Origin of the sequence: Sneathiella chinensis, from assembly GCF_012720115.1 — a bacterium.
GTDB classification, from domain to species: Bacteria; Pseudomonadota; Alphaproteobacteria; order Sneathiellales; family Sneathiellaceae; genus Sneathiella; species Sneathiella chinensis.
Map to the genome: position 1 here is coordinate 21,100 of NZ_VNWN01000004.1, position 24,942 is coordinate 46,041.

Consider the following 24,942-nt stretch of genomic DNA (forward strand, 5'->3'; position numbering starts at 1 on the left):
GATGGCTTTCCTTTCCGTAGGTCAGGTCAACAGAAGCAGCAGGAAAATGGCGACCCAGACAACCAGAAGATAATGCCAGTATTGGCCGCAAAGTCGGATGTTGACGGCAAGGGAATGGGGGGATGCGCCCTGAAACAGGCGCACTGTCAGGATGGCCCAGAAAACCAGCCCGCCGATCAGGTGCAGGCCGTGAATGCCCGTCAGCATGTAAAAGAAGCCGTAGGACGGATTGGCGCGGGCAAAGAAACCGGCTGCGTTCAGTTGCTGCCATACAAGCAACTGCCCGATCAGGAAGCTGATGCTCAGGATGCCAACAAGGATCATGGCGTTCTTGAGCTGGCGGGTGTTCTTTTTCGCGGCCGCGTGATCCGCCCCAAGATAGACCAGACTGCAAAAGACCAGAAAGGCTGTATTGAACCACAGCAGCCCCGGTTCCTGCAGGGGGCGCCAGTCGCTGCTGGCGCGGGAAAAGGCGTTGATCGAACAGAAAAAGGCGGACGGGGACAGGGTGGATGCGTTCATGCGGGTGGCGTAGGCCACATACAGCAAGCTGAAAAGAACGGTTGCGACAACAAGAAATATCCGAAGGGCAATCGCCTGCGCTGGAACCCCGAACCGCCGCCCCGAGGCCATATCATCCCGCCGGACCTGATCGGCCATCCACGGGCGGGCGCCAAGGGTGCGGAAGGGGGTCATGATGGGGGTGCTCCTGTCGGTGCGGCTTCCTCATCAGGGGCCGGGGGCTGGTTTTGGGGAATGAAATCGTCTTTGGCGCCGGGAACGCTGTAATCATAGGCCCAGCGATAGACGCGCGGCAGTTGAGGCCCGAAATTACCGTGCCGGGGCGGCATGGTCTCGGTTTGCCATTCCAGCGTGGTGGCCTTCCACGGATTGCGTTCTGCTTTTCGGCCCCAAAAGATGCTGTAGATCAGGTTGAAGATAAACACAATCTGCGCCGCGCCGACAACCAGTGCCGCAAGGGTGATGAATTTGTTCAGGTCGGCGACGCTGTCTGGAATGAAGGCGGTTTCGCCCAGACTGTAATAGCGGCGGGGGACGCCCATAAAGCCAAGATAATGCATGGGGAAATAGATGGCATAGGCCCCGACAAAGGTGATCCAGAAATGCAGATGCCCCAATGTCTGGTTGAGCCAGCGACCGGTGATCAGGGGGAACCAGTGATAAATCGCCCCGAACACCACAAGGATGGGGGCCACACCCATGACCATGTGAAAATGCGCCACAACGAACATGGTATCGGATAGCGGGACATCGACAATGACATTGCCAAGGAACAGGCCGGTAATGCCGCCATTGATAAAGGTGATGATAAAGCCAATGGCGAACAGCATGGGCAGGCTGAGATGGATGTTGCCCCGCCATAAGGTCAGAACCCAGTTATACACCTTGATGGCGGTCGGCACCGCAATGATCAGGGTGGAGGTCGCAAAGAAGAACCCGAAATAGGGGTTCATGCCGCTGACATACATATGGTGGGCCCAGACCACGAAACTGAGCAGACCGATGATCAGGATGGCCCAGACCATCATCCGGTATCCGAAGATATTCTTGCGGGCATGGGTGGCAATCAGGTCAGAGACAATGCCAAAGGCCGGAACCGCGACGATATAAACCTCCGGGTGACCAAAGAACCAGAACAGGTGCTGGAACAGGATCGGGCTGCCCCCGCCATATTGCAGCTTTTCACCAAATTCGATGATATGGGGCATGAAAAAGCTGGTATTCAGCAGGCGGTCGAACAGCAGCATGATGACGCTGACAAACAGCGAAGGGAAGGCGAGCAGGGCAAGGATGGTGGCCACGAAAATCCCCCAGATGGTCAGGGGCATCCGCATCAGGGTCATGCCGCGGGCGCGGGCCTGAAGAACGGTGATGACATAATTCAGCCCGCCCATGGTGAAACCGACGATGAACAGGGCGAGAGAGGCCAGCATCAGCACGATGCCCCATTCCCGCCCCGGCGTGCCAGACAGGATGGCCTGCGGCGGGTACAGGGTCCAGCCAGCGCCGGTTGGGCCTCCCGGCACAAAGAAGGTGGCCGCCAGCAGCAGGACCGCCGCCAGATAAATCCAGTAGCTCAGCATGTTCATGTAGGGGAAAACCATGTCCCTTGCCCCGATCATCAGCGGGATCAGGTAGTTGCCGAACCCGCCAAGGAACAGTGCGGTCAGCAGGTATATCACCATGATCATGCCGTGCATGGTGATATACTGGTAATAGTCTGTGGGGGCGATGAAATCGAAACTGTCGGGAAATCCCAATTGCAGTCGCATCAGCCAAGATAGAACCAGGGCGACCAGTCCGATCAGGGTTGCTGTTGTGGCATATTGCAGGGCGATGACCTTGGCGTCCTGGCTGAAAACCCATTTGGTCAGGAAACTTTTCGGGTGATACAGGTCCATCTCCGGCAGGTCAGCGGTTTCCAGATCGTCAATATCGGTGGGGGTTGCTTTGGCCATATGTCATTCCTTCCCCGCCGGGGCGTCGGTGGCAATTTTGACGGGTCTGTTCTGGTGCAGGCGGGCGTCTTGCTGGATCTGCCGGAATGTCTGCTGCTCGGCAAGCCATGTTTGGAAGGTGTCTTCCTCCTCGATCAGGATGCCGCCCCGCATCTGGTGGTGCCCCAACCCGCAGAGTTCCGCACACAGGATTTCAAATTCGCCGGTTCGGGTGGGGGTGATCCAGAAATAGGTGACCATGCCCGGAACAAGGTCCATTTTTGCCCGGAATTGGGGAATGAAGAAATTGTGCAGCACATCGTGGGAGCGCAGCAGGAACTTGACAGGCCGGCCAAGGGGAAGGTGCAGGGCGTCCCCCTCGATCAGGATGTCATCCTGCCCGGCCGGGTCCGTGGGGTTGATGCCAAAGGGATTGTCGAAACTGACAAGGTTGGCATCGGTGGTGCCAAGGATGCCATCCTGTCCGGGGTAGCGAAAGCTCCACTGCCATTGCTGGCCCACGATCTCGACCTCATCCGCGTTTGGCGGGGGCGAGACATATTGCTGCCAGACCCACAGGCCGGGGGCCAGCATGCCAATAACCCCAAGGGAGGTGAGAATGGTCAGCCAGAGTTCCAGCTTCTTGTTTTCCGGTTTGTATTCGGCCCGGCGGTTCTTGGAATATCTGAATTTCACAACGCAATAGGCAACGAACAATGTCAGGGCGACAAACACAATGCCCGTGATCCAGAAGGTGATCACCACGGTCAGGTCAATCTGGTTCCAGTTGGACGCAATTTCTGTCCACCACCACGGGCTGTAGATGTGAAAGGCGACAGAACCGACTGCCACCAGTATCAGGACAATTGCGATAGCCATGGATCGCTTTCCTATGGGCCTTCCGCAGGGGCGCTGAACGCCGGGGGCTGCAGATGAGCGGTTTGGTCAGGGGCGGGACCTAGTGGATGATGTGGTAAACGGTCGACCGTCCCTCCCTGACTTCGTAGGGTGTGCTGGTCAGGTCATGCACGTGAATATCTTCGGCATTGTTGGCGCGCAGGGTCTTCAGGGCCTGCTTTTCATGGGCGGCGTCTTTCAGGTGTATCCAGACGGGAATGCCGCCATGGCGGACCTGTTCATCATAATAGGCGTCTTTCCGTCTCTTCAGCCAGTAGGCCGCACCGCCCCCAAGAACAGCCCCGAGAAGACCGCAGAGTGCCGCAACCGACACTATGATGGATGTGGAGGCCCCAAGGGCAGCCGATATGCCCGTCCCTGCAAGCGTGAAGACATAGAGCGGGATGGCGACCAGTGCCCCTTCGGCGTCGCCGATGGATTCCGGGTCCACAAAGGCCCCTCTTTTGGCGGAGGGGTTGTCCTCGGCTGCCTGTGTGTTGATCCCTTGCCGCAAAACGGCAACCTTTTTCAGGTGAGGATGATCCAGCATGGTGATGTCAGACCGGTCAAAACCGTTCATCTGCAATTCATCAATGCAGTTATACAAGGACTTTACATCCGTGAAGATGCCAACCGCCTCGCGGATCTGCGTGTCATCATTTATGATTTTTCTGGCCATGGCCGAAACCCTTTCGTCAGCGACAGTCCCAGTTTGTCTGACTGTCGATAGGATGATGGGTTAATATATTAGTGTATTATAAATTTATTAATTTTCAAGTTTTGTCGGGATCAGGTCTTACGGAATGATGATTACCTGATATACATGGTTTCAGGTTGGAGCCGGGAGACGGTATTTCCCGGAAAAGGCAGACAAGGTATATGGACGTAGAAGTCGTGCAACAGGATCCGGTATTCAGGGCGCTGGATACGATGTCGGATGCCATGACGGTTTTTAATCGGAATGGCGCCCTGATTTATTTCAATAACAGTTTACTGAAGCTATATGGCTTTACCGGGGATCAGGTCCGTCTGGGCATGTTGTTTGCGGACCTGTTGGAACTGGTCGAGGCGCAGGAAGCGCCGCAGGCAACCGGCGCCGCTGAGGGGGGCGGGACGTCCCAAATGCCGTATCCGGATTTTTCCGACCGAAAGGACTGGGAATTCGAGATCCCGTTGGCAGACGGGCGCTGGGTGCGCTGTGCGGGCAGTTGGACGGAAGAAGAATTGCTGATCTGCTTTCAGAAGGACATAACCGCGCAGGTCCTTGAGGATCGCGAGCGGAACCGGCTTCATGCCTTGTACCGGGCCGCGTTTGATGCCAACAACCATCTTGGCTCGATCACGGTTCTGGAAACCGGTAAATTTATTGATGTGAATGATGGCTGGTGCCAGAAATCCGGCTATCGCCGTGAAGAGGCGATTGGCAAAACGGCGCTGGAACTGAATATCTGGGCGTCCCCGGCGGAACGGGAAAGGCTGGTGGCTGCGCTGCAAGCAACCAGCAAACTTGACCATTTTCCCATGGTGATGCGGACGCGGCAGGGGGAGCTTCGGAATATCGTCCTGAATACAGAGGTCATTTCGGTGGGCGGGGTTCGGTGCCTGTTCCTGTCAGCGATCGACGTAACGGACAGCCTTGAAATGCGGCGGGCGTTTGAGATTACGGAAAACCGGGTCCGCGCCATTTTCGACAACGCGCCGATCGGGATGGCGCTTTACAATCAGGCGCTTTCCCGCGTGGTTGTGGCGAATGACGAATATTATCGGGTGCTGGGGCGCAGTCCGGCGGAATTGGAGCATTTGGGTTGGCGCGGGATTACCCACCCGGACGATCTGGTTCGGGATGGAACATATTATGACCGCCTGATCCGCGCGGAAATTCCGGGATACGAGACGGAAAAGCGTTTTGTTCACCCGGACGGGGCCGTTGTCTGGGTCAATGTATCGGTTGTCGGGATCGAGCCGGGCAAGGATGGCATGTTCACGCACCATCTGGTCATGGTGACGGATATTACCGAAAAGAAGAAAACCGCTGTGGCGCTTGAAGCCGTGCAGGACCGGCTGCGTGATTTCACCAGTGTCAGCGCCGACTGGTACTGGGAAATCGATCACGAAGGACGGCTTGCCTATCTTTCCATTCAGGATAGCGAAGGGGGGGAAACCCAACCGGAGCAATATGCCGGGCAGGATGTTTTTGAGATATTGCAAAGGCAGTCCGATGATCAGGAAAGCTTGCAGCTTTATTCAGAGAAGGTCGCGAACCGGGAGGCCTTTCGGGACCTGTCCCATTTTCGGATTGATCCGCAAACAGGGCAGAAGCAGTGGATCCGAACCAGCGGAAAACCGTTCTATGACAGTCAGGGCGGCTATCTCGGGTTTCGGGGGTCTGCAACCGATGTGACCGAGCAGGTGGAGTTGGAAGAAAAACTCATTCAGGCCCAGAAGATGGAAGCCGTGGGGCAACTGACCGGGGGGATTGCCCATGATTTCAACAATCTGTTGGCGGTGATCCAGGGCAATGCGGAGATCGTCCGGGAAAATTTGGAGCAGGGGGGAGAGGTCTCGCTTGCGCAGGTGGATACCATCATTCGGGCCGTCATGCGCGGTGCGGAATTGACGCAAAGCATGCTGGCCTTTTCCCGCAAGCAAAATCTGAGGCCGCGTGCGTTTGATGTCAGGCCCTGCATCGAAGGGATGGCTGTTATCCTGCGGCGGGTTCTGGGCGAAGCGGTGGAGGTGAAAACGGCCTTTGATGACGGTCTGTGGGATTGCCTCGCCGATCAGGGGAAGGTGGAAAATGCCCTCCTGAACCTGTCGATCAATGCCCGGGATGCCATGCCGGAGGGGGGTGTACTGACCCTTGAGGCCCGGAATGCGGTTCTGGACAACGGCGATGCGGCCCGGCTCAGGGACCTGAAACCGGGGGACTATGTCGTTCTGACAGTCCGGGATACCGGCGTTGGCATGACACCGGAGCAGTTGGAGCATGTGTTCGAGCCGTTCTATACCACCAAGGAAATCGGCAAGGGAACCGGCCTTGGTCTCAGCATGGTGTATGGGTTCGCCCGTCAATCCGGGGGGCATGTGGCCATAGATTCCGTGCCCGGGCGCGGGACTGTGGTGCGGCTTTACCTGCCGGTTGCCACCCCGTCTGCCTGAAAACGGGGCGGCAGCCGCTTTCATTTATCTTTCATTTGATCTGACTATGGTGCGGATGTCCGTGTGAAAACCGGGCGACGGGCGTTTGCAGGCCCTTAAAAATGTCCGTTTCTGCAAGCCGCGAGTGGATTTTCATTTGACATTCGTTAGTGGTTCGTATTACCTGCAAATGCTTTCGTGATATTTCAATTTTTGATCCGGTGAAAGCGACAAGAGGAAGACTCAATGTCGGCAGATTACGATCTTTTCATTATCGGCGGTGGTATCAATGGCTGTGGTATCGCCCGGGATGCGGTCGGGCGGGGCTATTCCGTCGCCTTGTGTGAAATGAATGATCTCGCCAGCGGGACTTCTTCCGGATCAACGAAGCTGGTGCATGGCGGTCTCCGCTATCTCGAGCACTACGAATTTCGTCTGGTGAGGGAAGCGCTGGGCGAGCGAGAAGTGCTGTGGCACATGGCGCCCCATATCATATGGCCGTTGCGCTTTGTGCTGCCGCACCATTCCGGGCTGCGCCCGGCGTGGTTGCTGCGACTCGGGTTGTTCCTTTACGATCATATTGGGGGACGAAAGGAACTTCCCGGCACCAGGTCCGTTGACTTGCGATCAGACGAGGTGGGAACTCCCCTCAAGGACGATTTCAAGCGCGGGTTTGAATATTCCGACTGCTGGGTGAATGACGCCCGTCTTGTGGCCCTGAACGCCATGGATGCCGCCGCACGCGGGGCCCGGATTGAAACCCGGACAAAATGTGTGCGCGCCGTTCGAAAAGACGGTCTGTGGCATATCACAACCCGGAACCAGTTGACCGGGGCTGAAGCGGAAACAACGGCCCGGATGCTGATCAATGCCTCTGGCCCTTGGGTGGATGCGGTCCTTGGCGATACGGTTGGGGAAACCGATCCTCATAACGTCCGGCTTGTTCAGGGCAGCCATATTGTGGTGCCGAAAATTTTCGATCATGACCGCTGCTACATTTTCCAGAATGCGGACGACCGCATTATTTTCGCTATCCCTTACGAGCAGGATTACACCCTGATCGGCACCACGGATCGGGATTACAAGGGCGATGTGAATGACATCCGTATTTCCGGCGAGGAAACCACCTATCTTGTGAAGGCGGCCAGCGAGTATTTCAACACGCCGCTGCGCGAGGAAGACGTTGTCTGGACCTATTCCGGGGTGCGCCCGCTGTATGATGACGGCGCCACCAAGGCGCAGGAAGCGACCCGGGATTATGTGCTCCGGCAGGATGGTGAACCCGGCGAGCCGCCCCTGATCAATGTGTTCGGCGGCAAGATCACGACCTATCGCCGTCTTGCAGAATCCATGCTGGAAAAAGTTGAGGCGGCCTTGGGGAAAAAGCAGGCTCCGTGGACAGAAAAATCTGTTCTTCCCGGGGGGGATTTCGGAACGCAGGAATTTGATGCGGTCGTGTCAGCCTTGCAGAAGGATTATGCTTTCCTGCCGGAAGGGCTGGCATGGCGGCTGATCCGCTCCTACGGGACACTGGCCCGCGACATTCTGGGGGACGCCCGGTCTCTTGCCGATTTGGGGCAGAATTTCGGTGTGGGCCTCTATGAGCGCGAGGTCCGCTACCAGATGGATCAGGAATGGGCCGTATCCGCAGCAGACGTGGTCTGGCGGCGCAGCAAGCTGGGGATCCGCATGAGCGAAGACCAGATTGCGGCCCTTGAGGACTGGATGCAGGGGCAGCGCGCCGCAGCCTGATTGCCCGGCCATGTTGTCTTCCGGGGAAAATGCTGCTAGAGAGCGGTCTTTCCGGTATTTTGAACGTCAGGGCCTTGGAATATGTCAGCTCCCGAAAAATCAATTGAAGAAACCATTCAGGATTTCAAGGATGCCTTCCTGTTTCTGGAGGAATGGACCGACCGCTACGGGTACCTGATTGATCTGGGACGCAAGCTGCCTGACTTTCCGGAAGCCGCCAAGGTGGATGAGAACCTGATGGAAGGCTGTCAGTCACAGGTCTGGTTGCTGTCTCATATGGAAGGCGATCGCCTGCGTTTTCAGGCGGCCAGTGACGCCCTGATCGTCAGCGGCCTGATCGGCCTGTTGCTGGCGGTGTATGACAATCGAACGCCAGCGGAAATTCTGGATACCGATCCGGCCTTCCTGCAGGAACTGGGGCTAAACCAGCATCTCTCCCCCTCTCGCAGCAACGGCCTTTATTCCTTTGTGAAGCACATTAATGCCGCGGCCAGCCGCGCATCCTGACGTGTAAAACAAAACTCCGTCTTTCAATCATATAAACGCCGGTATAGCATATCTCCAAAACAACAAGGAGCGGTCCAACCGCAGTAGGAGGAGTATGTCTATTCGGTGCCTTGCCATCGCCAATCGCGGCGAGATTTCCCTGCGAATTATCCGGTCAGCCCGCCTGTTGGGGATCGAGGCCGTTGCCTTGCATTCCGAAGATGATGCCGGGGCCCTGTTCGTGCGCCGTGCCGATCGGGCGGTGGTCTTGCCGGGCACCGGTCCCGCCGCCTATCTGGATATTCCCGCCGTTGTTGAGGCGATAAAACAGGCTGGCGCCGATGCGGTCCATCCCGGTTATGGCTTTCTGAGTGAGAACCCACAGTTTGCAGAGGCGTGCCGGGAAGCGGGCATTACTTTCGTTGGCCCGACACCCGAAACCCTGCAACAGTTGGCTGATAAAAGTGCGGCCCGGCGGTTGGCAATGGATATGGGCGTTCCCTGTCTTGGGGGGACCAATGACCCCACCAGTCTAGAGCGGGTAGAGGCCTTCATGGCGGACCTGCCCGCTGGCGAGGCCCTGTTCATCAAGGCGGTTTCGGGCGGGGGCGGGCGCGGAATGCGACTGGTCCATAAAGGGGATGATCTGGCCGCGGCCTTTAAAAGTGCCGAAGCGGAGGCCATGGCCGCTTTCGGGGATGGGCGCTTGTATGTGGAGCGGTTCATGCCGTCCGCCCGGCATGTGGAGGTGCAGGTGATCGGCGATGGACAGCAGGTCTGCCATTTGTTCGATCGGGATTGCAGCCTGCAAAGGCGGCACCAGAAAATCGTTGAAATTGCACCTGCAGGGGATGTTGCGCCAGAAGTGCGCGAGCAATTATTCGATGCTGCCCTTCGAATGGCGGCAGCCTTGTCCTATCGCGGTGTGGGAACGTTCGAGTTTCTGGTTTCGAATGTGGATGGGACATTCGCCTTCATGGAGGCAAATCCCCGTTTGCAGGTTGAGCATACAGTGACCGAGGAAATATTGGGGTTGGATCTTGTCAGCCTGCAACTGGAGATCGCAGGCGGCAAAAGCCTTGTGGACCTTGGGGTGGTCCAATCCGCACTGCAGCCTGACGGCGTGGCCATTCAGGCCCGGATCAATGCGGAGGTGATCTCGGAAACCGGGGAGGTGCGCCCGGCAGGCGGGGCCTTGACCGGGCACGAGGTGCCAACGGGCAAGGGCATCCGTGTCGATGGCTGTGCCCATGGTGGCTGGCAACCGAACCCCCGATATGACTCGCTGGTCTCCAAGGTGATCGTCCATACGGCCTATGGCGGGCAACAGGCGGCACTGCATCTGCTGGACAGGGCGCTGGGTGAATATGTCATCGCCGGGACCGAAACCAGTATCCCGTTCGTCCGCGCTGTTCTGCAACATGAGGATGTCTTGCAGGGAAAGCTTTATACCCGCTTTGTGGATGACCATGTGGCGGCCCTGTTTGCAGCATCACAACAGGTGCGAAAGACGCAGGAGGGGTTGGCGCCAACCGGGCAGCAAGGCCAGACGCAGTCGCATCTGCAGGCACCGCCCGGAACCCGGCCCATTGAAAGCCATCTGATGGGGACGGTGGTTGAGCTGTCCTTGCAGCAGACGGATACGGTCGGATCAGGTCAGGTGGTTGCCATTCTGGAAGCCATGAAAATGGAGCATCAGATTATCGCGTCTTTCTCCGGGCAGGTTGCCGGGGTGGCAGTCTCTGTGGGAGAGACGGTCGCCGAAGGCCAGCCCCTGTTCTTTGTGGAGCCAGCGGATATCGACAGGGCGCATGACACCATAGAGGAAACCGTGGACCTTGATGCGGTGCGCCCCGATCTTGCGGCCCTTCTTGAAAAGCAGGGCGCCGTTCTGGATGCCGCCCGCCCCGAGGCCGTGGCAAAGCGTCATGCCAAGGGCAAGCGGACGATCCGGGAGAATATTGCCCGGCTTGTGGATGACGGCAGTTTTTCAGAATATGGCAGCCTGAATATCGCGGCCCAGCGGTCCCGCCATTCGGTGGAAACCCTTGAGAAGATAAGCCCCGCCGATGGCATGGTGGCCGGAACCGCCAGCCTGAACGGCCAGCATTTCGATGAAAGCCGGGCGGCTTGTGTTGTGCTCGGCTATGACTATACCGTATTTGCCGGCACGCAAGGGGTGATGAACCACAAGAAGACCGACCGCATGCTGCATCTGGCAGAGGCGCGCCAGCTTCCCGTGATTTTTTATGGGGAAGGCGGCGGCGGGCGGCCCGGTGATGTGGACTTGAACGCGGCTTCCACGCTGGACGTGCCAACCTTCCAGACCTATGCCCGGCTTTCCGGTCTGGTGCCGCGTATCGCCATCGCCAGCGGGCGGTGCTTTGCGGGTAATGCGGCCCTGATGGGGGTGAGCGATATCCTGATTGCAACGGAGGATACGACCATTGGCATGGGCGGTCCGGCCATGATCGAGGGGGGCGGCCTTGGTGTGTTTACCCCGGACGAGGTGGGGCCTGTTTCCGTTCAGGGGCCAAACGGGGTTGTCGATCTGGTGGTGCCGGACGAGGAGGCGGCGACCGATGCTGCCCGCACCGTTCTCTCGTATTTCCAGGGGGAGGTAAAGGATTGGACGCAGGAGGATCAGCGGAAACTGCGTTTTGCCATTCCTGAGAACCGTCTGCGTGTCTATGACATTCGTGCGGTTATCGACCTGATTGCAGACACCGGATCGGTGACGGAACTTCGCCCTGACTTTGCGCCCGGAATGTTGACCTGCTTTATCCGGATTGAGGGGCGCCCCCTTGGGCTGATTGCCAATAACCCGCAACATCTTGGCGGGGCGATTGATGCGGATGGGTCTGAAAAGGCGGCCCGGCATATCCAGCTTTGCGATGCCTTTGATATTCCGATCCTGTCGCTTTGTGATACCCCCGGTTTCATGGTGGGGCCGGAAGCCGAGAAAACGGCGCTGGTCCGAAAGACCGCCCGGCTTTTTGCGGCGGCGGGCAGTGTGACCGTTCCTTTTATGACGGTTATCTTGCGAAAAGCCTATGGTCTTGGGGCGCAGGCCATGGCGGGGGGCTCCACCCATGCGCCGTTCCTGACAATTTCATGGCCCACCGGTGAAATGGGTCCGATGGGGCTGGAGGGGGCCGTGCGGCTTGGCTTCCGAAAAGAGCTGGAGGCCATCGCGGATGAAGGCGAGCGGCAGGCGGCTTTTGATCAGATGGTGGCTGCGGCCTATGTGCGGGGGAAGGCCGTCAATGCGGCGGCCTTCATGGAAATTGATGATGTCATTGATCCGCTGGAAACCCGCACACGGCTGGTCATGGCGTTGAAGGCGGCCGGCAATGGCGCGCGCATTCGCGGCAAGAAACGGACCTTTGTCGATAGCTGGTAAGGGGCAGGATCAACTCAGGGTGAAGGGCTGAAGGCTCTCCCGGAAATACTTGATAAACTCCTGAAGAAGCAGGGATCGGGGGTGGTATTTCGGGTAGAGAAGATCCAGCCGAAAAGGCAGGGACGGTTCAAAGGGGCGCGTGATCAGTCCGCGCCCGGCATATTCCGCCGCATCAATGGAACTGACAATGGCGGCCCCGACCCCTTTTTTGGCCAGAATACAGGCGGTTGCAAACTGGCGGACCTCAACGCGGGGCACCAGAATGGCCCCGGCATCGTCAAAGGCCTGTTTGACCAGATGATAAAACCGGTTGCCGCGATCCTGTATAATCATGGGCATCCCGCTCAGGTCTTCCGGGCGGATCACTTTTTGCGCGGCCAGCGGGTGCTGGGGCGACAGGGCGCAGACGGTGCGGATATTCACGGACTCGTGGATCACCGCCCGGTGCCCCTCAAATTCATCGGCAACGCCGATGTCATATTGCTGTGCCGCGATCCATTCCCGAACCCGGGCGGAGGAGCGGGTCTGGATCGACATGGTGACCTTTTCCCGGTCAGCCAGAAAGCCGGCAACAACCTCGGGCATCAGGGAGGTGGCGAAGCCGGGCAGGCAGGCAATGCGCAGATGGCCAGCTTTCTGGTTTCGAATATCTTCGGTTAGCTGGGCGATATGTTCAAGGCTGGCAATGGCCCGGTCAATCTCGCCGATCAGGAATTCCGCTTCATGGGTGGGGTGCAGGCGGCCTTGCCGCCGCTCGAAAAGGGGGATGCCCATGGTCTGCTCAAGGCTGGAAATCAGTTTGCTGACTGCCGGTTGCGAGATATGCAGCATATGGGCCGCCTGGGTGACGCCGCCGGTCAGCATAACGGCACGGAATGCCTCCAGTTGCCTGAGTCGAATCATGTGAGTTCTCCCGTTCCTACAGAGACATCCATAACATAAAGTTATGGAGTTATTATACGATTTTATTGCTGGCGAAGAAAAAGGAAGGTTTCCGGCCAACTTCTGCTGTTTGTCATCAAACAGTCATTGATACTGGAAAAAATCCCGATACTGTTACGGAGGGAGAAAGGTTGTCTCCGTGCAATAACTAATCATTATGGCCTGATCACGGGCCCTGATAGCAACAACCTATAGGGAAGAGCAATGTCAATTACAAAGAAACTTGTCATGCCGGCCGCGCTGGCCGCTTTGGTCGGGAGCACCAGCTTTGCTTCTGCCGCAACAGAAATCAACTGGTGGCACGGTATGGGCGGCACCAATGGCGACCGCATCAACAAGATGGCCGAGGATTTCAACGCCTCCCAGTCAGACTACAAGGTCGTTCCCACATACAAGGGGAACTACTCCGAAGTAATGACAGGCGCCATTGCCGCCTTCCGGGCAAAGCAGCAGCCGCATATCGTACAGGTTTTCGAAGTCGGCACCGCAACCATGATGGCCGCCAAGGGCGCGATCTATCCGGTTGAGAAAATGATGAACGATGCGGGTGTTCCGTTCGACAAATCAGACTATCTCCCGGCTGTGGTCAGTTACTATCAGACCCCTGAAGGGGAACTGTTGTCCATGCCGTTCAACAGCTCCACACCGGTTATGTGGTACAACAAGGACGCCTTCAAGAAAGCCGGTGTTGCCAAGGTTCCGGAAACTTGGAACGAAGTTAAAGATGCCTCCGACAAGCTGCGCGCTGCCGGTTACAAATGTGGTTTCTCCTTCGGTTGGCAGTCCTGGGTCATGATCGAGACTTTCGGCGCGTGGCACAACTCCCCGATGAGCACCCGCGAGAACGGCTTTGCCGGTCTGGATGTTGAATTCACCTTCAACAATGACCTGATGAAGAAGCATTTCAACAATCTGGCATCATGGAGCAAGGACGGCACCTTTGCCTATGGTGGTCGCCGCGGTGACAGCCTGCCCATGTTCGTGAACCAGGAATGTGGCATCTGGATGAATACTTCTGCCTATTATGGTGCCCTGAAAACACAGGCCAAGTTCGACTTCGGTCAGGCCATGCTGCCTTACTATGATGATGTGGTTGAAAAACCGCAGAACTCAATCATTGGCGGTGCGACCCTTTGGGTTCTGCAGGGTCATGACAAGGAAGAATACAAGGGCGTTGCCGAGTTCATGAAGTATCTGTCATCCCCGGATGTACAGGCATGGTGGCATCAGGAAACCGGTTATGTTCCGATTACCAATGCGGCATATGAGCTTTCCAAGAAGCAGGGCTTTTATGAGAAGAACCCGGGCACAGACATTGCCATTCAGCAGCTCAGCCTGAACGAGCCGACATCAAATTCCCGCGGTGTTCGTTTCGGTAACTTTGTTCAGATCCGCGACGTGATCAACGAAGAAATGGAAGCCATCTGGTCCGGTGACAAAACAGCGGAACAGGGCCTTGACGATGCAGTGAAGCGGGGCAACGACCTTCTTCGCAAGTTCGAAAAAGCCAACAAGTAATTTTCCCTTCTGGTAGTTTTCGCCGCGTGTGCTGGTGCCGCGCGGCGAAAGCGTTTTCTTCAGGTTTGTCCTAAAATGCTGAAACGTGTGCATTTCAAGCCGTCCGTCTTGCCGTATCTGCTGGTCGCGCCGCAGATCATCGTGACGCTGGTGTTTTTCATCTGGCCGGCAAGTCAGGCTTTGTACCAGTCCTTTCTGCTGGAAGATGCTTTCGGGCTGAGTACCCAGTTTGTCTGGTTCGACAATTTCATTGAACTGTTTGAAGACCCGCTCTACTGGGGGACATTCAGTAAAACCATTTTCTTCTCCTTTTCCGTTGCCTTCCTGTCCATGGCGATCGCCCTGTGTCTGGCAGTGATGGCGGATCGGGTTGTCAAGGGCTCCGGCGTCTACAGAACCCTGCTCATATGGCCTTATGCCGTTGCTCCTGTAGTCGCGGGCGCCCTGTTCTTCTTCATTTTCAATCCAACCTTGGGCATCCTGCCCTATCTGCTGAAGTTTCTCGGATATAACTGGAACCACAAGCTGAACGGAAACGAGGCCATGGCGCTGGTGATCTTTGCCGCCGCCTGGAAACAGATTGCCTATAATTTCCTGTTCTTCCTTGCCGGCCTGCAGTCCATTCCGAAATCCCTGATTGAGGCGGCGGCCATTGACGGGGCCGGTCCGGGGCGGCGCTTCTGGACAATTATTTTCCCGCTGTTGTCACCGACCACTTTCTTCCTGTTGGTGATCAATGTCGTGTATGCGTTCTTCGAAACCTTTGGCGTCATCGATGCCCTGACACAGGGCGGTCCGGCCAACTCAACCCAGATTCTGGTGTATAAGGTTTACAGCGACGGTTTTGTCGGGCTGGACCTTGGTGGATCAGCGGCCCAGTCCGTGATCCTGATGGCCATCGTGATTGGTCTGACCTTTGTACAGTTCCGGTTCGTAGAGAAGAAGGTTGAATACTGATGATTGAAAACAGACCTTTTCTCAAAGTCCTGTCCCATGTGATCCTGATCTTCGGGGTGTTGTTGGTGGCCTTCCCGATCTGGGTCGCTTTTGTTGCGGCCACCCATGATGCGGGCCGGATGAATATCCTGCCGCTGCCCATGTGGCCGGGGGGGCATTTCCTTGAAAATCTGGACGTGGCGTTGAACCAGGGTGTCTGGGGCGGCGACGGTCAGGGGGTTGCCTTCATGCTGTTCAACAGCATGATCATGGCGCTGGTCATTGCGTTCGGCAAGATCGTCATTTCCCTGTTGTCGGCCTTTGCCATCGTGTATTTCCGCTTCCCGTTCCGGATGTTCTTTTTCTGGATGATTTTTGTCACCCTGATGCTGCCGGTCGAGGTGCGTATCCTGCCCACATTCGAGGTGGTGGCTAATCTGGGGATGCTGAACAGTTACTGGGGGCTGACCGTGCCGCTGATTGCGTCGGCCACGGCAACCTTCATGTTCCGGCAGGTGTTCCTGACCATCCCGGATGAGTTGCTGGAAGCCTCGCGTATTGATGGGGCGGGTCCGCTCCGCTTTTTCAAGGATATCCTGATCCCCATGTCGCAGACCAACATCGCGGCGCTGTTTGTGATCCTGTTTATCTATGGCTGGAACCAGTATCTGTGGCCGCTTCTGATCACGACGGATCAGGACATGTATACCATCGTGATCCAGATCAAGCGCATGCTTGAGGCGGGCGAGGAAGCGCCGCAATGGCATATTGTGATGATGACAACGCTTCTGGCGATGTTGCCGCCCGTAGTGGTGGTTGTGTTTATGCAGAAACTCTTCGTCAAGGGTCTGACGGAAACTGAGAAATAGGAATTGAAGGTAAAAGATGGCAAGTGTAACTCTTGATAATATCCGCAAGACCTATCCTAACGGCTATCAGGCGATCCACGGTGTGGATGTGGATATCCGGGAAGGCGAGTTTCTGGTTCTGGTCGGACCGTCCGGCTGCGGAAAATCAACCCTGCTGCGCATGATTGCCGGGCTGGAAGGTGTCACCGAAGGCACAATCCGGATTGGTGAGCGCGAGGTCAACAAGCTGGAACCGTCCCAACGGGACATTGCAATGGTGTTCCAGAATTATGCCCTGTATCCGCATATGAGTGTGTATGCCAACATGGCGTATGGCCTGAAAATCCAGGGGCTTCCCAAGGATGAAATTGACCAGCGTGTCAACGCGGCTGCCGAAATTCTGGAACTGACCGAGGAACAGCTGACCCGCAAGCCCCGACAACTGAGCGGCGGACAGCGTCAGCGTGTGGCCATGGGCCGGGCGATCGTTCGCGAACCCAGCGTGTTCCTGTTCGACGAGCCGCTGTCCAATCTGGATGCCAAGCTGCGGGTTCAGATGCGCCTTGAAATCAAGCGCCTGCAGGAACGGCTGGGGATCACCAGCATCTATGTGACCCACGATCAGGTCGAAGCCATGACCCTTGGGCACCGGCTGATGGTCCTGAACGGCGGGGTGGTTGAGCAACTGGGCACACCGATTGAGCTGTACGAGCGGCCGGCATCCCTTTTCGTGGCTGAGTTCATTGGCTCGCCGTCCATGAACCTTATTCCAACCAAACTGGGCGCCGACGGCAAAACCATCCGGATTGCGGACGGCATCGAATTGTCTCTCGCCAATGGTGGCTTGGCCGATCAGGCCGGCGAAGAGGTGGTCTTCGGAGTTCGTCCGGAGCATCTGGAGCTTGCAAGTGGGGACGAGGCATCCTTGCCTCTGACGGCCACACTGGTGGAGCATCTGGGGGCAGATACGCTTATTCATGGGCATTTTGGTGATGATCGTGCGGACCTTACGGTGCGTCTGTCCGGAACACATCTGGTTGCCGCGGGAGATGTCCTGCCAATCCGTATAACCGCAGATCACATGCATCTGTTCAATCCGAATACCGAAAAAAGGCTGGCCCTCTAGGCCCGCCTGACCCGGATGAGGGGAGATGGCTACCGCGGGAGCCACCTCCCCTTATAGGGGCGGGACAGGGCGCGTTCGACCAGTTCAAGCCTGTCCTGACCATAGAACATGTCATCACCCACGAAATAGGTGGGGGAGCCGAAAACACCCCGACGGATGGCTTCGCGGGTATTCTCGTCATATTCCGCCTGTATTGCGCTGGCCCCTGCAAGGTCGAACAGGGCGGCGGCGTCCACCCCCGCATTTGTGCAGATGGCTTCAAGGTCAGCCCGGCTGGCAAGATCGGCATCTTCCGCCCAATGGGCACGGAACATGTCCTCGGATAATTTTCCAACATTCAGGCCGGATTTTGCCGCCGCAATCAACAAACAGTTCGATGTGCGGATTTCATTGCCGTGATGGGTGGGCATCCCGTCCATGATGGGCAGGTCCCGGTGCTCCGCCCAGCGGGCAATCTCGCGCCGGAAGAAATACTCGATATGGTTCTTGCTGCGCTCTCCAAAGGGCTGGGAGCCGGAGGCGGACACGACCGCCCGCAGGTCCATGGGGCGATGAAGGATTGTCGCCCCGGTCCTGTCTGCAATGCGGGCAAGCTCGACCGATCCCAGATAGGCAAAGGCGGAATAGGACGCGTAAAAATACTCAATCTGCATGGGGTCTATCCTGTCAGCTTTGGCTTAAAGTGCGCCTGACCGCATCCTGCCAGCGGGCATAGGCGCTATCCCGTGCTGCGGCGGACAGGGTCGGGGTGAAGCGGTTTTCCCGCATCCAGAGTTTTGCGAACGCCTCGGGATCGGGATAGAAGTCCATTTCCAGCCCGGCCAGATAGGCCGCCCCAAGGGCCGTTGTTTCCAGAATGGTTGGGCGATCCACCGGTACACCCAGAAGATCCGCCAATCGCTGCATGGTCCAGTCTGATGCCACCATGCCGCCATCAACGCGCAGGACGGTGTCCAGTTCCGATCCCATGTCGGCGGTCATGGCCGTCAGCAGGTCACGGGTCTGGTAACAGACGCTTTCAAGGGCGGCGCGGGCAAATTCGCGGGGGCCGGAGGCGCGGGTCAGGCCAAAAATGGCTCCCCGGCATTCAGAATCCCAATAGGGGGCGCCAAGGCCGACAAAGGCCGGGACAAGAATGACATTCTGTCCGGGGTCCGCGTCATTGGCAAGTTCGCCGGAATGGGCGGCATGCTCAATCAGGCCAAGCCCGTCGCGGAGCCACTGCACCGCTGATCCCGCCACAAAGATGGAACCTTCAAGGGCGTAGGTCGGTTTGCCGTTCAGTTGATAGGCAAGGGTGGTCAGCAACTTGTTGCTGGAACGAACCGGTGTGTCGCCCGTGTTGAGAAGGGCAAAGCAACCGGTCCCGTATGTGGATTTCATCATTCCCGGCTGGAAACAGGCCTGCCCGACGGTTGCGGCCTGCTGATCCCCGGCAACGCCGCCAATGCGGGTTGTGCCGCCAAACACGGCCGGGTCAATCATCCCATAATCGGCGGAACTGTCTTTAACGTCCGGCAACAGGGATGCCGGGATGCGAAGGATTTCCAGAAGGTCATCGGACCAGCCACCGGTATGGATGTCATAGATCAGGGTGCGGCTGGCATTGGTGGCATCGGTTGCATGAACCCGGCCACCGGTCAGATGCCACAGAAGGAACGTGTCAATGGTACCGAAGGCGAGCTTTCCCTGATTGGCGGCTGTGCGAGCCCCGTCGACATTGTCCAGCAGCCACGCGATCTTGGTGCCGGAGAAATAGGGGTCAAGCAGCAGTCCGGTTTTCTCGGTGAAAAGGGGCTCCAGCCCGTCTTCTTTCAGTTTGGCGCAAAGCGGTGCCGTGCGGCGGTCCTGCCAGACAAGGGCATTGTGGATGGGCTTGCCCGTCTCCCGGTCCCAGATGACTGTTGTTTCGCGCTGGTTGGTGATGCCGATCGAGACCACCTGATCGATTGTGGCGTCTGCTTTTGCCAGTGCCTCGCGGCAGGTGGCAAGGGTGCTGTTCCAGATGTCCGCCGGGTCATGCTCCACCCAGCCGGATTGCGGGAAATGTTGCGGGAATTCCTGCTGTCCCACCGAGACGATCCTGAAATCCTTGTCAAAAAGGATTGCGCGTGACGATGTTGTTCCTTGATCAATCGCCAGAATATACCGAGACATGCAGCGTGTTTCCTCCCGCCAGATGAGCTTTCTGTTTCCTTCACTTTATCAGTAAAGGACGCCAATATGAAAGTAAATGAAGGCGCCGCTGCGGGAAACTGTCACGCGTCGCTGTGCAACTTGTCGTCCGTGACCCGAACATCCACCTCATGCTCCGTGCACATTTCCTGCAATCGCTTGGGCAGGGGCTTGTCCGTGACCACATAATCCATCTGTGTCATGTGACCGATCCGAACCGGGGCGGAGCGTTCCAGTTTCATGCTGTCGGCAACCAGAATGGTGTGGCGGGCATTTTCAATAATGGCCTGCGCCACCTTCACCTCGCGGTAGTCGTAATCCAGCAGCGAGCCGTCCTCGTCAATGGCGGACACCCCAATGATGGCATAGTCCACCTTGAACTGCTTGATGAAGTCCACCGTTGCCTCGCCGACGACGCCGCCATCTGTGGGGCGCACCACACCGCCTGCCACGATCACCTCGAAATTGGGGGTCCCGGACAGGATATTCACCACATTGATATTGTTGGTAATGGCCAGCATGCCTTCCCGGCCTCGAAGGGCAATGGCCACCTGTTCGGTGGTGGTCCCGATATTGATCAGCAAGGTGCAGTTGTCCGGCACAAGGGACGCCGCCAGAACACCGATGCGGCGCTTTTCTTCGACGGCCAGCAGACGGCGGGCTTCATATTCGAAATTCTTGACGCCGGAAGACAGGACCGCCCCGCCATGCACCCGGTGCAACAGGTGCTGATCCCCCAGTTCGTTCAGATCCTTTCGGATGGTCTGCGGGGAGACATTGAAAAAAGCGGCCAGTTCATCGACACCAACCCGCCCGTCCTGACGAAGCATGTTCATGATGTCGGCTTGCCGGGGGCTGATCAGTTCCATTCTTGCGTATCCATTTTTGTCTTGCGGATCGATCCCTGAGTTTCTTTCTTTTACGCGAAACAACCGACGGGTTCAATAACTGCGGGCCGGTTTTCCGCCGCTGCCGCCGGAAGGGGATGACGGGCATGCGGGCGGCGGTTGTACAAAAGGCGGCCTGCCTTTTGAAAACCTGATTGAATTTTCCAGCCTTTCCTTCAACAATGTTCCTCTAAACCATTGTTGCTTCACGAGGAAAGAGTGTCCTATGCGTACCAGAAAAATTGCCGGATTTGATGTTTCTGTTATCGGTTTGGGTTGTATGAACCTGTCCTATGGGTATGGCCCGGGGCCGGATGAGGCATATGGTGTGCGCCTGCTGAACGAGGCGCTGGATGCCGGATATACCTTCATGGATACGGCCGCCCTGTACGGGTTCGGGGCCAACGAGAAGCTGGTTGGCAAGGCCATCGGGCACCGGCGGGATGACTATGTTCTGGCCAGCAAATGTGGCCTGCGCCGCAACAATGAAGGAGTTCGGGAAATCAACGGCCGCCCTGACGTGATCCGCGAGACCTGCGAACAATCCCTGTCCCGTCTCGGGGTGGATGTGATCGATCTGTACTATCTGCACCGGATGGACCCGAATGTGCCCATTGAAGACAGCGTCGGGGCGCTCAGCGATCTGGTGCGGGAAGGAAAAATCCGCGAGGTCGGCTTGTCGGAAGTATCTGCAGATACCATTCGCCGGGCCCACAAGGTACATCCCATTGCGGCGGTTCAAAGTGAATATTCCCTGTGGACGCGAAACCCGGAAATTGCTGTTCTGGACGCCTGCGAGGACATTGGCGCGGCCTTTGTCGCCTTCAGCCCGGTTGCGCGAAAATTCCTGACCGGCACATTGCAGGATGTCAGCGGCCTGCATGACGATGATATCCGCAAGACCATCCCGCGGTTTGACCCGGAAAATTACGAAAAAAACCTGGAGCTGCTGGAAGAATACGCCAATCTTGCCGAGGAAACCGGTTGTTCAATGGCGCAGCTTGCGCTGGCTTGGTTGCTGGCCAAGGGCGATACCATCATTCCCATTCCGGGCACCACTTCCATCGAGCATATGCTGGAAAATGCCGCCGCAGCGGATGTGTCGGTCAGCTTTGACGTGATGACCTGCCTTGAAAGCCTGATCAACCAGAATACGGTCATCGGGGCCCGGTATGATGCCAAGGCCCAGAAGTCCGTCGGGACGGAAGAGTTTCCGTCCTAGGTTAGCTGGAAGGCATCCGCCAGAAGTTTGTAGGAGTGGAGCCGGGCCGCATGATCGTGGGTGATTGTCACGACCACGGCCTCGTCCACTCCATACCGGTTCAGGGTTTCCAGCAATCCCGCTTTCACCGTTTCCGGGTTGCCGACAATATTGCGGCGGCGGTGATACTGACGGCGCATTTCCTCTTCGGGGGAGTAGTCATAGGCAAGCGCCTCCTCCACCGACGGGACCGGGCCGATCTGCCCCCGGTCAAGGCGAACCCGCCATAAATCCCGGCTGGCCGCCAGTCTGTCCGCTTCCTCGTCCGTATCGGCGCAAATGACGAAAATGCCGATATTCCCTTCCGGCTCCGGGATCAGGCCGGAGGGCTGAAAGGTTTTGCGATACATGTTCATGATTTCCGGCCCCTGTTCATCTGTGATGAAATGGGCGAAGGAAAAGGGCGTTCCGAAATGAGCGGCCATCTGGGCGGACTGGTCCGAACTTCCCAACATCCAGACAGGTGCTGGATTGTCCGGTACCGGTGTCGCATGAACCGCAGCAAGCGGGTGGTCGGCGGGCATCTGGTCATGCAGAAAGCCGATCAGGTCGCGCACCTGTGTGGGGTATTCGCGGGGGCCACGGGGCGGGGTGCCATAGGCCAGTGCATGGGCTGTGATCTGGTCACTGCCGGGGGCGCGGCCAATCCCCAGATCAATCCGCCCCGGATACAGGGCTTCCAGCAGGTTGAAGGTTTCCGCAACCTTGAACGGGGAATAATGGGACAGCATCACCCCCGCCGATCCCAGCCTGATCCGCTGTGTGGCGGCGGCAAGGCGGGCGATCATGATTTCCGGGGCCGAGCCGGTCAATCCGGTGGAGTTGTGATGCTCTGCCACCCAATAGCGGTAAAAGCCCAGTCGATCCGCGAGCTTTGCCAGTTCGATGGTTTCAAAAAGGGCGTCTCCGGCTGTTGCGCCCGCGCGCACAGGGGACTGGTCCAGAACGGAAAGGCGGATTTTTCTCATTATCTTTATCCCGGTTGCTGTTTTCCCTAGGGTCGGCCGGGCGTCGCTCCTTGTCAACCGTTGTGCGCGGCAAAAAGCGGGATGCGGGACGAAAAAGGGCGGTGAGAAACCCACCGCCCTTCAAGGTCCTAAAACGGGAGATTATCAGCTTCCGATGATCCCGCCGCCTTTCTTTGTCACAACAACCACAGACGGCCGGGGCGGCAGTTTCGGGTCGAAGTCGGGCCAGCGGGTTGCCGGATCCTCAAAGGTGGAGTTCCGCTCGAAGCCCGGGAAGGCCTTTGCCCCGTCAGAAGCCGGATGCTGAACCGCGAGGAACAGAGCGGTGTCATCCGGGGTGAAGCACGGGCCGCACATTTCCGCGCCGACCGGCACGCGATAGAACATCTTGCCAGTGCCGCGCAGGGCGCCTTCGGTTTCAAGGGCCCAGATGCCGTCGGCGGTGCCGGTTTTTGGCCATGCGCTGCCCTGATCGGTGGAAATCCAGAGACGACCCTTGCCGTCAACCGCCGCATTGTCGGGAGAGCCGAACCAGCCGTTTTCGCTGGTGGCCGGGTTAAAGACGGCCTTGTGTTCCGGGTTGGCCGGGTTGCCGCCCTGTACCAGAATTTCCCATGTCCCTTTCAGGTCGGCATGGTCGTCTGCGGCTGGGGTGATTTCAATGATATGGCCAAACGGGTTCTTTTCACGCGGGTTGGCGGCATCAACAGGATGCTTGCTGCCCCGGTGCTTGTTGTTGGTCAGGCAGACATAAACCTTGTTGGTTTCCGGGTTCGGCTGAACATCTTCCGGGCGGTCCATCTTGGTCGCGCCAAGCGCGTCCCCTGCCTTGCGGGAGAAGACCAGAACCTCGGCCTGGTTGTTGAAGCCGTTTTCCGGGGTCAGCGGGCCTTCACCGGCAATGAGCGGCAACCAGTCCAGTGTGCCGTCTGCATTGAAGCGGGCAACATACAATGTGCCTTCATCGAGCAGGTCCATGTTTGCGGCCCGGTTGTTCTTGTCAAACTTGCCTTTGGTGACAAACTTGTACAGATAGTCGCCCCGTTCATCATCGCCGGAATAGACCACAACCCGGCCATCCTTGTTGACGATGGTTTCCGCCCCTTCATGCTTGAAGCGGCCAAGCGCGGTCCGTTTTTTCGGAGTTGAGGTCGGGTCCATCGGGTCCACCTCGACGATCCAGCCGAACCGGTGCAGTTCGTTGGGATCCTTGGCAATATCGAACCGGTCGTAATAGGCTCCCCAGCTGTACCATTCACCCGGTGCGCCATATCGCTTCAGCATGTCGGCATGGGGATGAGCCGCTGCGGCATCCTTGTTCCAGAAATAGCCGTTGAAGTTTTCCTCGGCCATCAGGTAGGTGCCCCACGGGGTGATTCCGCCCGCACAGTTGTTAAGGGTGCCAAGAACCTTGCGGCCGGACGGATCGGCGTTTGTTTGCACGAGGGCATCGCCTGCGGCCGGGCCGGTCATTTCCATCGGGGTCGTGCCGGTCAGGCGGCGGTTGTATTTCGAGCCGACGATGGCCTTCCATTTTCCGTTCTCTCTGGCGATTTCCACAACCGTTCCGCCGTGGGCGGCAATTTCCACATCGGCAATCGCACGGGTCATGCCGGCATAGGCGGAATTGTCCTGACGCCCAAGGCCCGGGAACATCAGTTCCTCGTTGGTATATTCGTGGTTTACGCACAGCAGGCCGCGATCGGCGGCACCGGCCAGAGGGATAAAACCGACATAGTCGTTGTTGTATCCGAACTGGCGTTCCTGCGAGGAGCGGCTTTGCCGGGCCGGATCAAAGGCTGGCGAATCCGTGAACAGCGGGTCGCCCCAACGCAGCAGGATATCGGCATCATAGCCTTCTGCAACATGGTGGTTTTCGTCCACGCCGTGGCTGATTTCCTTGAACTTGAACGCGGCCTTGGCGCCGGAGGCGTCCGCCGTTCCCGCAAGCAGGGCAGAGCCAAACAGGTGAGTGGCGCCGCCAATGGCGGTAACGGCCAGCATCCCTCTGAGGGCGTCCCGGCGACCCAGACGGGCATTGATGATATCGCCCATGGTGTCGTTGGTGTTCGGGTTGCTGGATTGGTCTTCGGAAATTTCCATGCGGTAGGCACGGGTGGTCGAGAAATTCTTTTGCTCAGACATG

General features: G+C 57.7%; 19 protein-coding genes. 9 read left to right on the forward strand and 10 right to left on the reverse strand.

Annotated elements, in window-relative coordinates:
* Nucleotides 1-21 precede the first annotated feature (21 nt).
* The 4 genes from FQB27_RS06755 to FQB27_RS06770 form a co-directional block, all read right to left on the reverse strand.
* Nucleotides 22-696, reverse strand: coding sequence for a cytochrome c oxidase subunit 3 (locus FQB27_RS06755; RefSeq protein WP_169560152.1), 675 nt, complete (start codon nt 694-696; stop codon nt 22-24).
* A complete protein-coding gene (locus FQB27_RS06760) occupies nt 693-2,480 on the reverse strand; it encodes a cytochrome c oxidase subunit I (RefSeq protein WP_169560153.1) in 1,788 nt (595 codons plus the stop codon). Before FQB27_RS06760 ends, FQB27_RS06755 begins: the two co-directional genes overlap by 4 nt.
* Before the next feature lie 3 nt (nt 2,481-2,483).
* Entirely contained in the window at nt 2,484-3,338 is an 855-nt protein-coding gene (locus tag FQB27_RS06765; RefSeq protein ID WP_169560154.1) for a cytochrome c oxidase subunit II, read from the reverse strand.
* A gap of 79 nt (nt 3,339-3,417) precedes the next feature.
* Nucleotides 3,418-4,035 carry a hypothetical protein gene (locus FQB27_RS06770; protein WP_169560155.1) on the reverse strand — a complete coding sequence of 206 codons (618 nt, stop codon included), beginning with the start codon at nt 4,033-4,035 and terminating at the stop codon, nt 3,418-3,420.
* A gap of 200 nt (nt 4,036-4,235) precedes the next feature.
* Here FQB27_RS06770 and FQB27_RS06775 point away from each other — a divergent pair, with 200 nt between their 5' ends.
* The 4 genes from FQB27_RS06775 (at nt 4,236) to FQB27_RS06790 (ending at nt 12,135) form a co-directional block, all read left to right on the forward strand.
* A complete protein-coding gene (locus tag FQB27_RS06775) occupies nt 4,236-6,515 on the forward strand; it encodes a hybrid sensor histidine kinase/response regulator (RefSeq protein ID WP_169560156.1) in 2,280 nt (759 codons plus the stop codon).
* A 225-nt stretch (nt 6,516-6,740) separates the two neighbouring features.
* Nucleotides 6,741-8,246 (forward strand): glycerol-3-phosphate dehydrogenase, encoded by a 1,506-nt coding sequence (gene glpD / locus FQB27_RS06780; protein WP_169560157.1) that lies wholly within the window; start codon nt 6,741-6,743, stop codon nt 8,244-8,246.
* Nucleotides 8,247-8,327: 81 nt separating this feature from the next.
* Nucleotides 8,328-8,753 carry a SufE family protein gene (locus tag FQB27_RS06785; protein WP_169560158.1) on the forward strand — a complete coding sequence of 142 codons (426 nt, stop codon included), beginning with the start codon at nt 8,328-8,330 and terminating at the stop codon, nt 8,751-8,753.
* 94 nt (nt 8,754-8,847) lie between these two features.
* A complete protein-coding gene (locus tag FQB27_RS06790) occupies nt 8,848-12,135 on the forward strand; it encodes a carboxyl transferase domain-containing protein (protein ID WP_169560159.1) in 3,288 nt (1,095 codons plus the stop codon).
* A gap of 9 nt (nt 12,136-12,144) precedes the next feature.
* Here FQB27_RS06790 and FQB27_RS06795 read toward each other — a convergent pair whose 3' ends face one another.
* Entirely contained in the window at nt 12,145-13,038 is an 894-nt protein-coding gene (locus FQB27_RS06795; protein ID WP_169560160.1) for a LysR substrate-binding domain-containing protein, read from the reverse strand.
* Nucleotides 13,039-13,281: 243 nt separating this feature from the next.
* Between FQB27_RS06795 and ugpB the strand changes: the two genes are divergently transcribed.
* The 4 genes from ugpB (at nt 13,282) to FQB27_RS06815 (ending at nt 17,505) form a co-directional block, all read left to right on the forward strand.
* Nucleotides 13,282-14,595: a sn-glycerol-3-phosphate ABC transporter substrate-binding protein UgpB gene (gene ugpB / locus FQB27_RS06800; RefSeq protein ID WP_169560161.1), complete on the forward strand. Its 1,314-nt coding sequence runs from the start codon at nt 13,282-13,284 to the stop codon at nt 14,593-14,595.
* A gap of 75 nt (nt 14,596-14,670) precedes the next feature.
* On the forward strand, nt 14,671-15,552 hold the full coding sequence (ugpA, locus tag FQB27_RS06805; RefSeq protein ID WP_169560162.1) for a sn-glycerol-3-phosphate ABC transporter permease UgpA: 882 nt from the start codon (nt 14,671-14,673) through the stop codon (nt 15,550-15,552).
* Complete coding sequence (ugpE, locus tag FQB27_RS06810; RefSeq protein WP_169560163.1) at nt 15,552-16,400, forward strand: sn-glycerol-3-phosphate ABC transporter permease UgpE; 849 nt, start codon at nt 15,552-15,554, stop codon at nt 16,398-16,400. The genes ugpA and ugpE overlap by 1 nt, the downstream gene beginning before the upstream one ends.
* A 16-nt stretch (nt 16,401-16,416) precedes the next feature.
* The gene (locus FQB27_RS06815; RefSeq protein WP_169560164.1) at nt 16,417-17,505 is read left to right on the forward strand and encodes a sn-glycerol-3-phosphate import ATP-binding protein UgpC; all 1,089 of its coding nucleotides are present in this window, start codon (nt 16,417-16,419) and stop codon (nt 17,503-17,505) included.
* Between the two features lie 29 nt (nt 17,506-17,534).
* Here FQB27_RS06815 and FQB27_RS06820 read toward each other — a convergent pair whose 3' ends face one another.
* The 3 genes from FQB27_RS06820 to FQB27_RS06830 all read right to left on the reverse strand — a co-directional run bounded on the left by FQB27_RS06820 (nt 17,535) and on the right by FQB27_RS06830 (nt 20,549).
* Nucleotides 17,535-18,158, reverse strand: a complete 624-nt coding sequence (locus FQB27_RS06820; RefSeq protein WP_169560165.1) for a 2-hydroxychromene-2-carboxylate isomerase — start codon at nt 18,156-18,158, stop codon at nt 17,535-17,537.
* A 13-nt stretch (nt 18,159-18,171) separates the two neighbouring features.
* Nucleotides 18,172-19,662 carry a glycerol kinase GlpK gene (gene glpK, locus FQB27_RS06825; RefSeq protein WP_169560166.1) on the reverse strand — a complete coding sequence of 497 codons (1,491 nt, stop codon included), beginning with the start codon at nt 19,660-19,662 and terminating at the stop codon, nt 18,172-18,174.
* A gap of 101 nt (nt 19,663-19,763) precedes the next feature.
* The gene (locus FQB27_RS06830; protein WP_169560167.1) at nt 19,764-20,549 is read right to left on the reverse strand and encodes a DeoR/GlpR family DNA-binding transcription regulator; all 786 of its coding nucleotides are present in this window, start codon (nt 20,547-20,549) and stop codon (nt 19,764-19,766) included.
* Nucleotides 20,550-20,793: 244 nt separating this feature from the next.
* On the opposite strand from FQB27_RS06830, the gene FQB27_RS06835 reads away from it, so the two are divergent.
* A complete protein-coding gene (locus FQB27_RS06835; RefSeq protein ID WP_169560168.1) occupies nt 20,794-21,789 on the forward strand; it encodes an aldo/keto reductase in 996 nt (331 codons plus the stop codon).
* Here the strand turns inward: FQB27_RS06835 and FQB27_RS06840 are convergent.
* Nucleotides 21,786-22,796 carry an LLM class flavin-dependent oxidoreductase gene (locus tag FQB27_RS06840; RefSeq protein ID WP_169560169.1) on the reverse strand — a complete coding sequence of 337 codons (1,011 nt, stop codon included), beginning with the start codon at nt 22,794-22,796 and terminating at the stop codon, nt 21,786-21,788. The two genes, FQB27_RS06835 and FQB27_RS06840, sit on opposite strands and share 4 nt — an antisense overlap.
* Before the next feature lie 144 nt (nt 22,797-22,940).
* Nucleotides 22,941-24,941 (reverse strand): PhoX family protein, encoded by a 2,001-nt coding sequence (locus FQB27_RS06845; RefSeq protein WP_169560170.1) that lies wholly within the window; start codon nt 24,939-24,941, stop codon nt 22,941-22,943.
* Nucleotide 24,942: the final 1 nt, after the last annotated feature.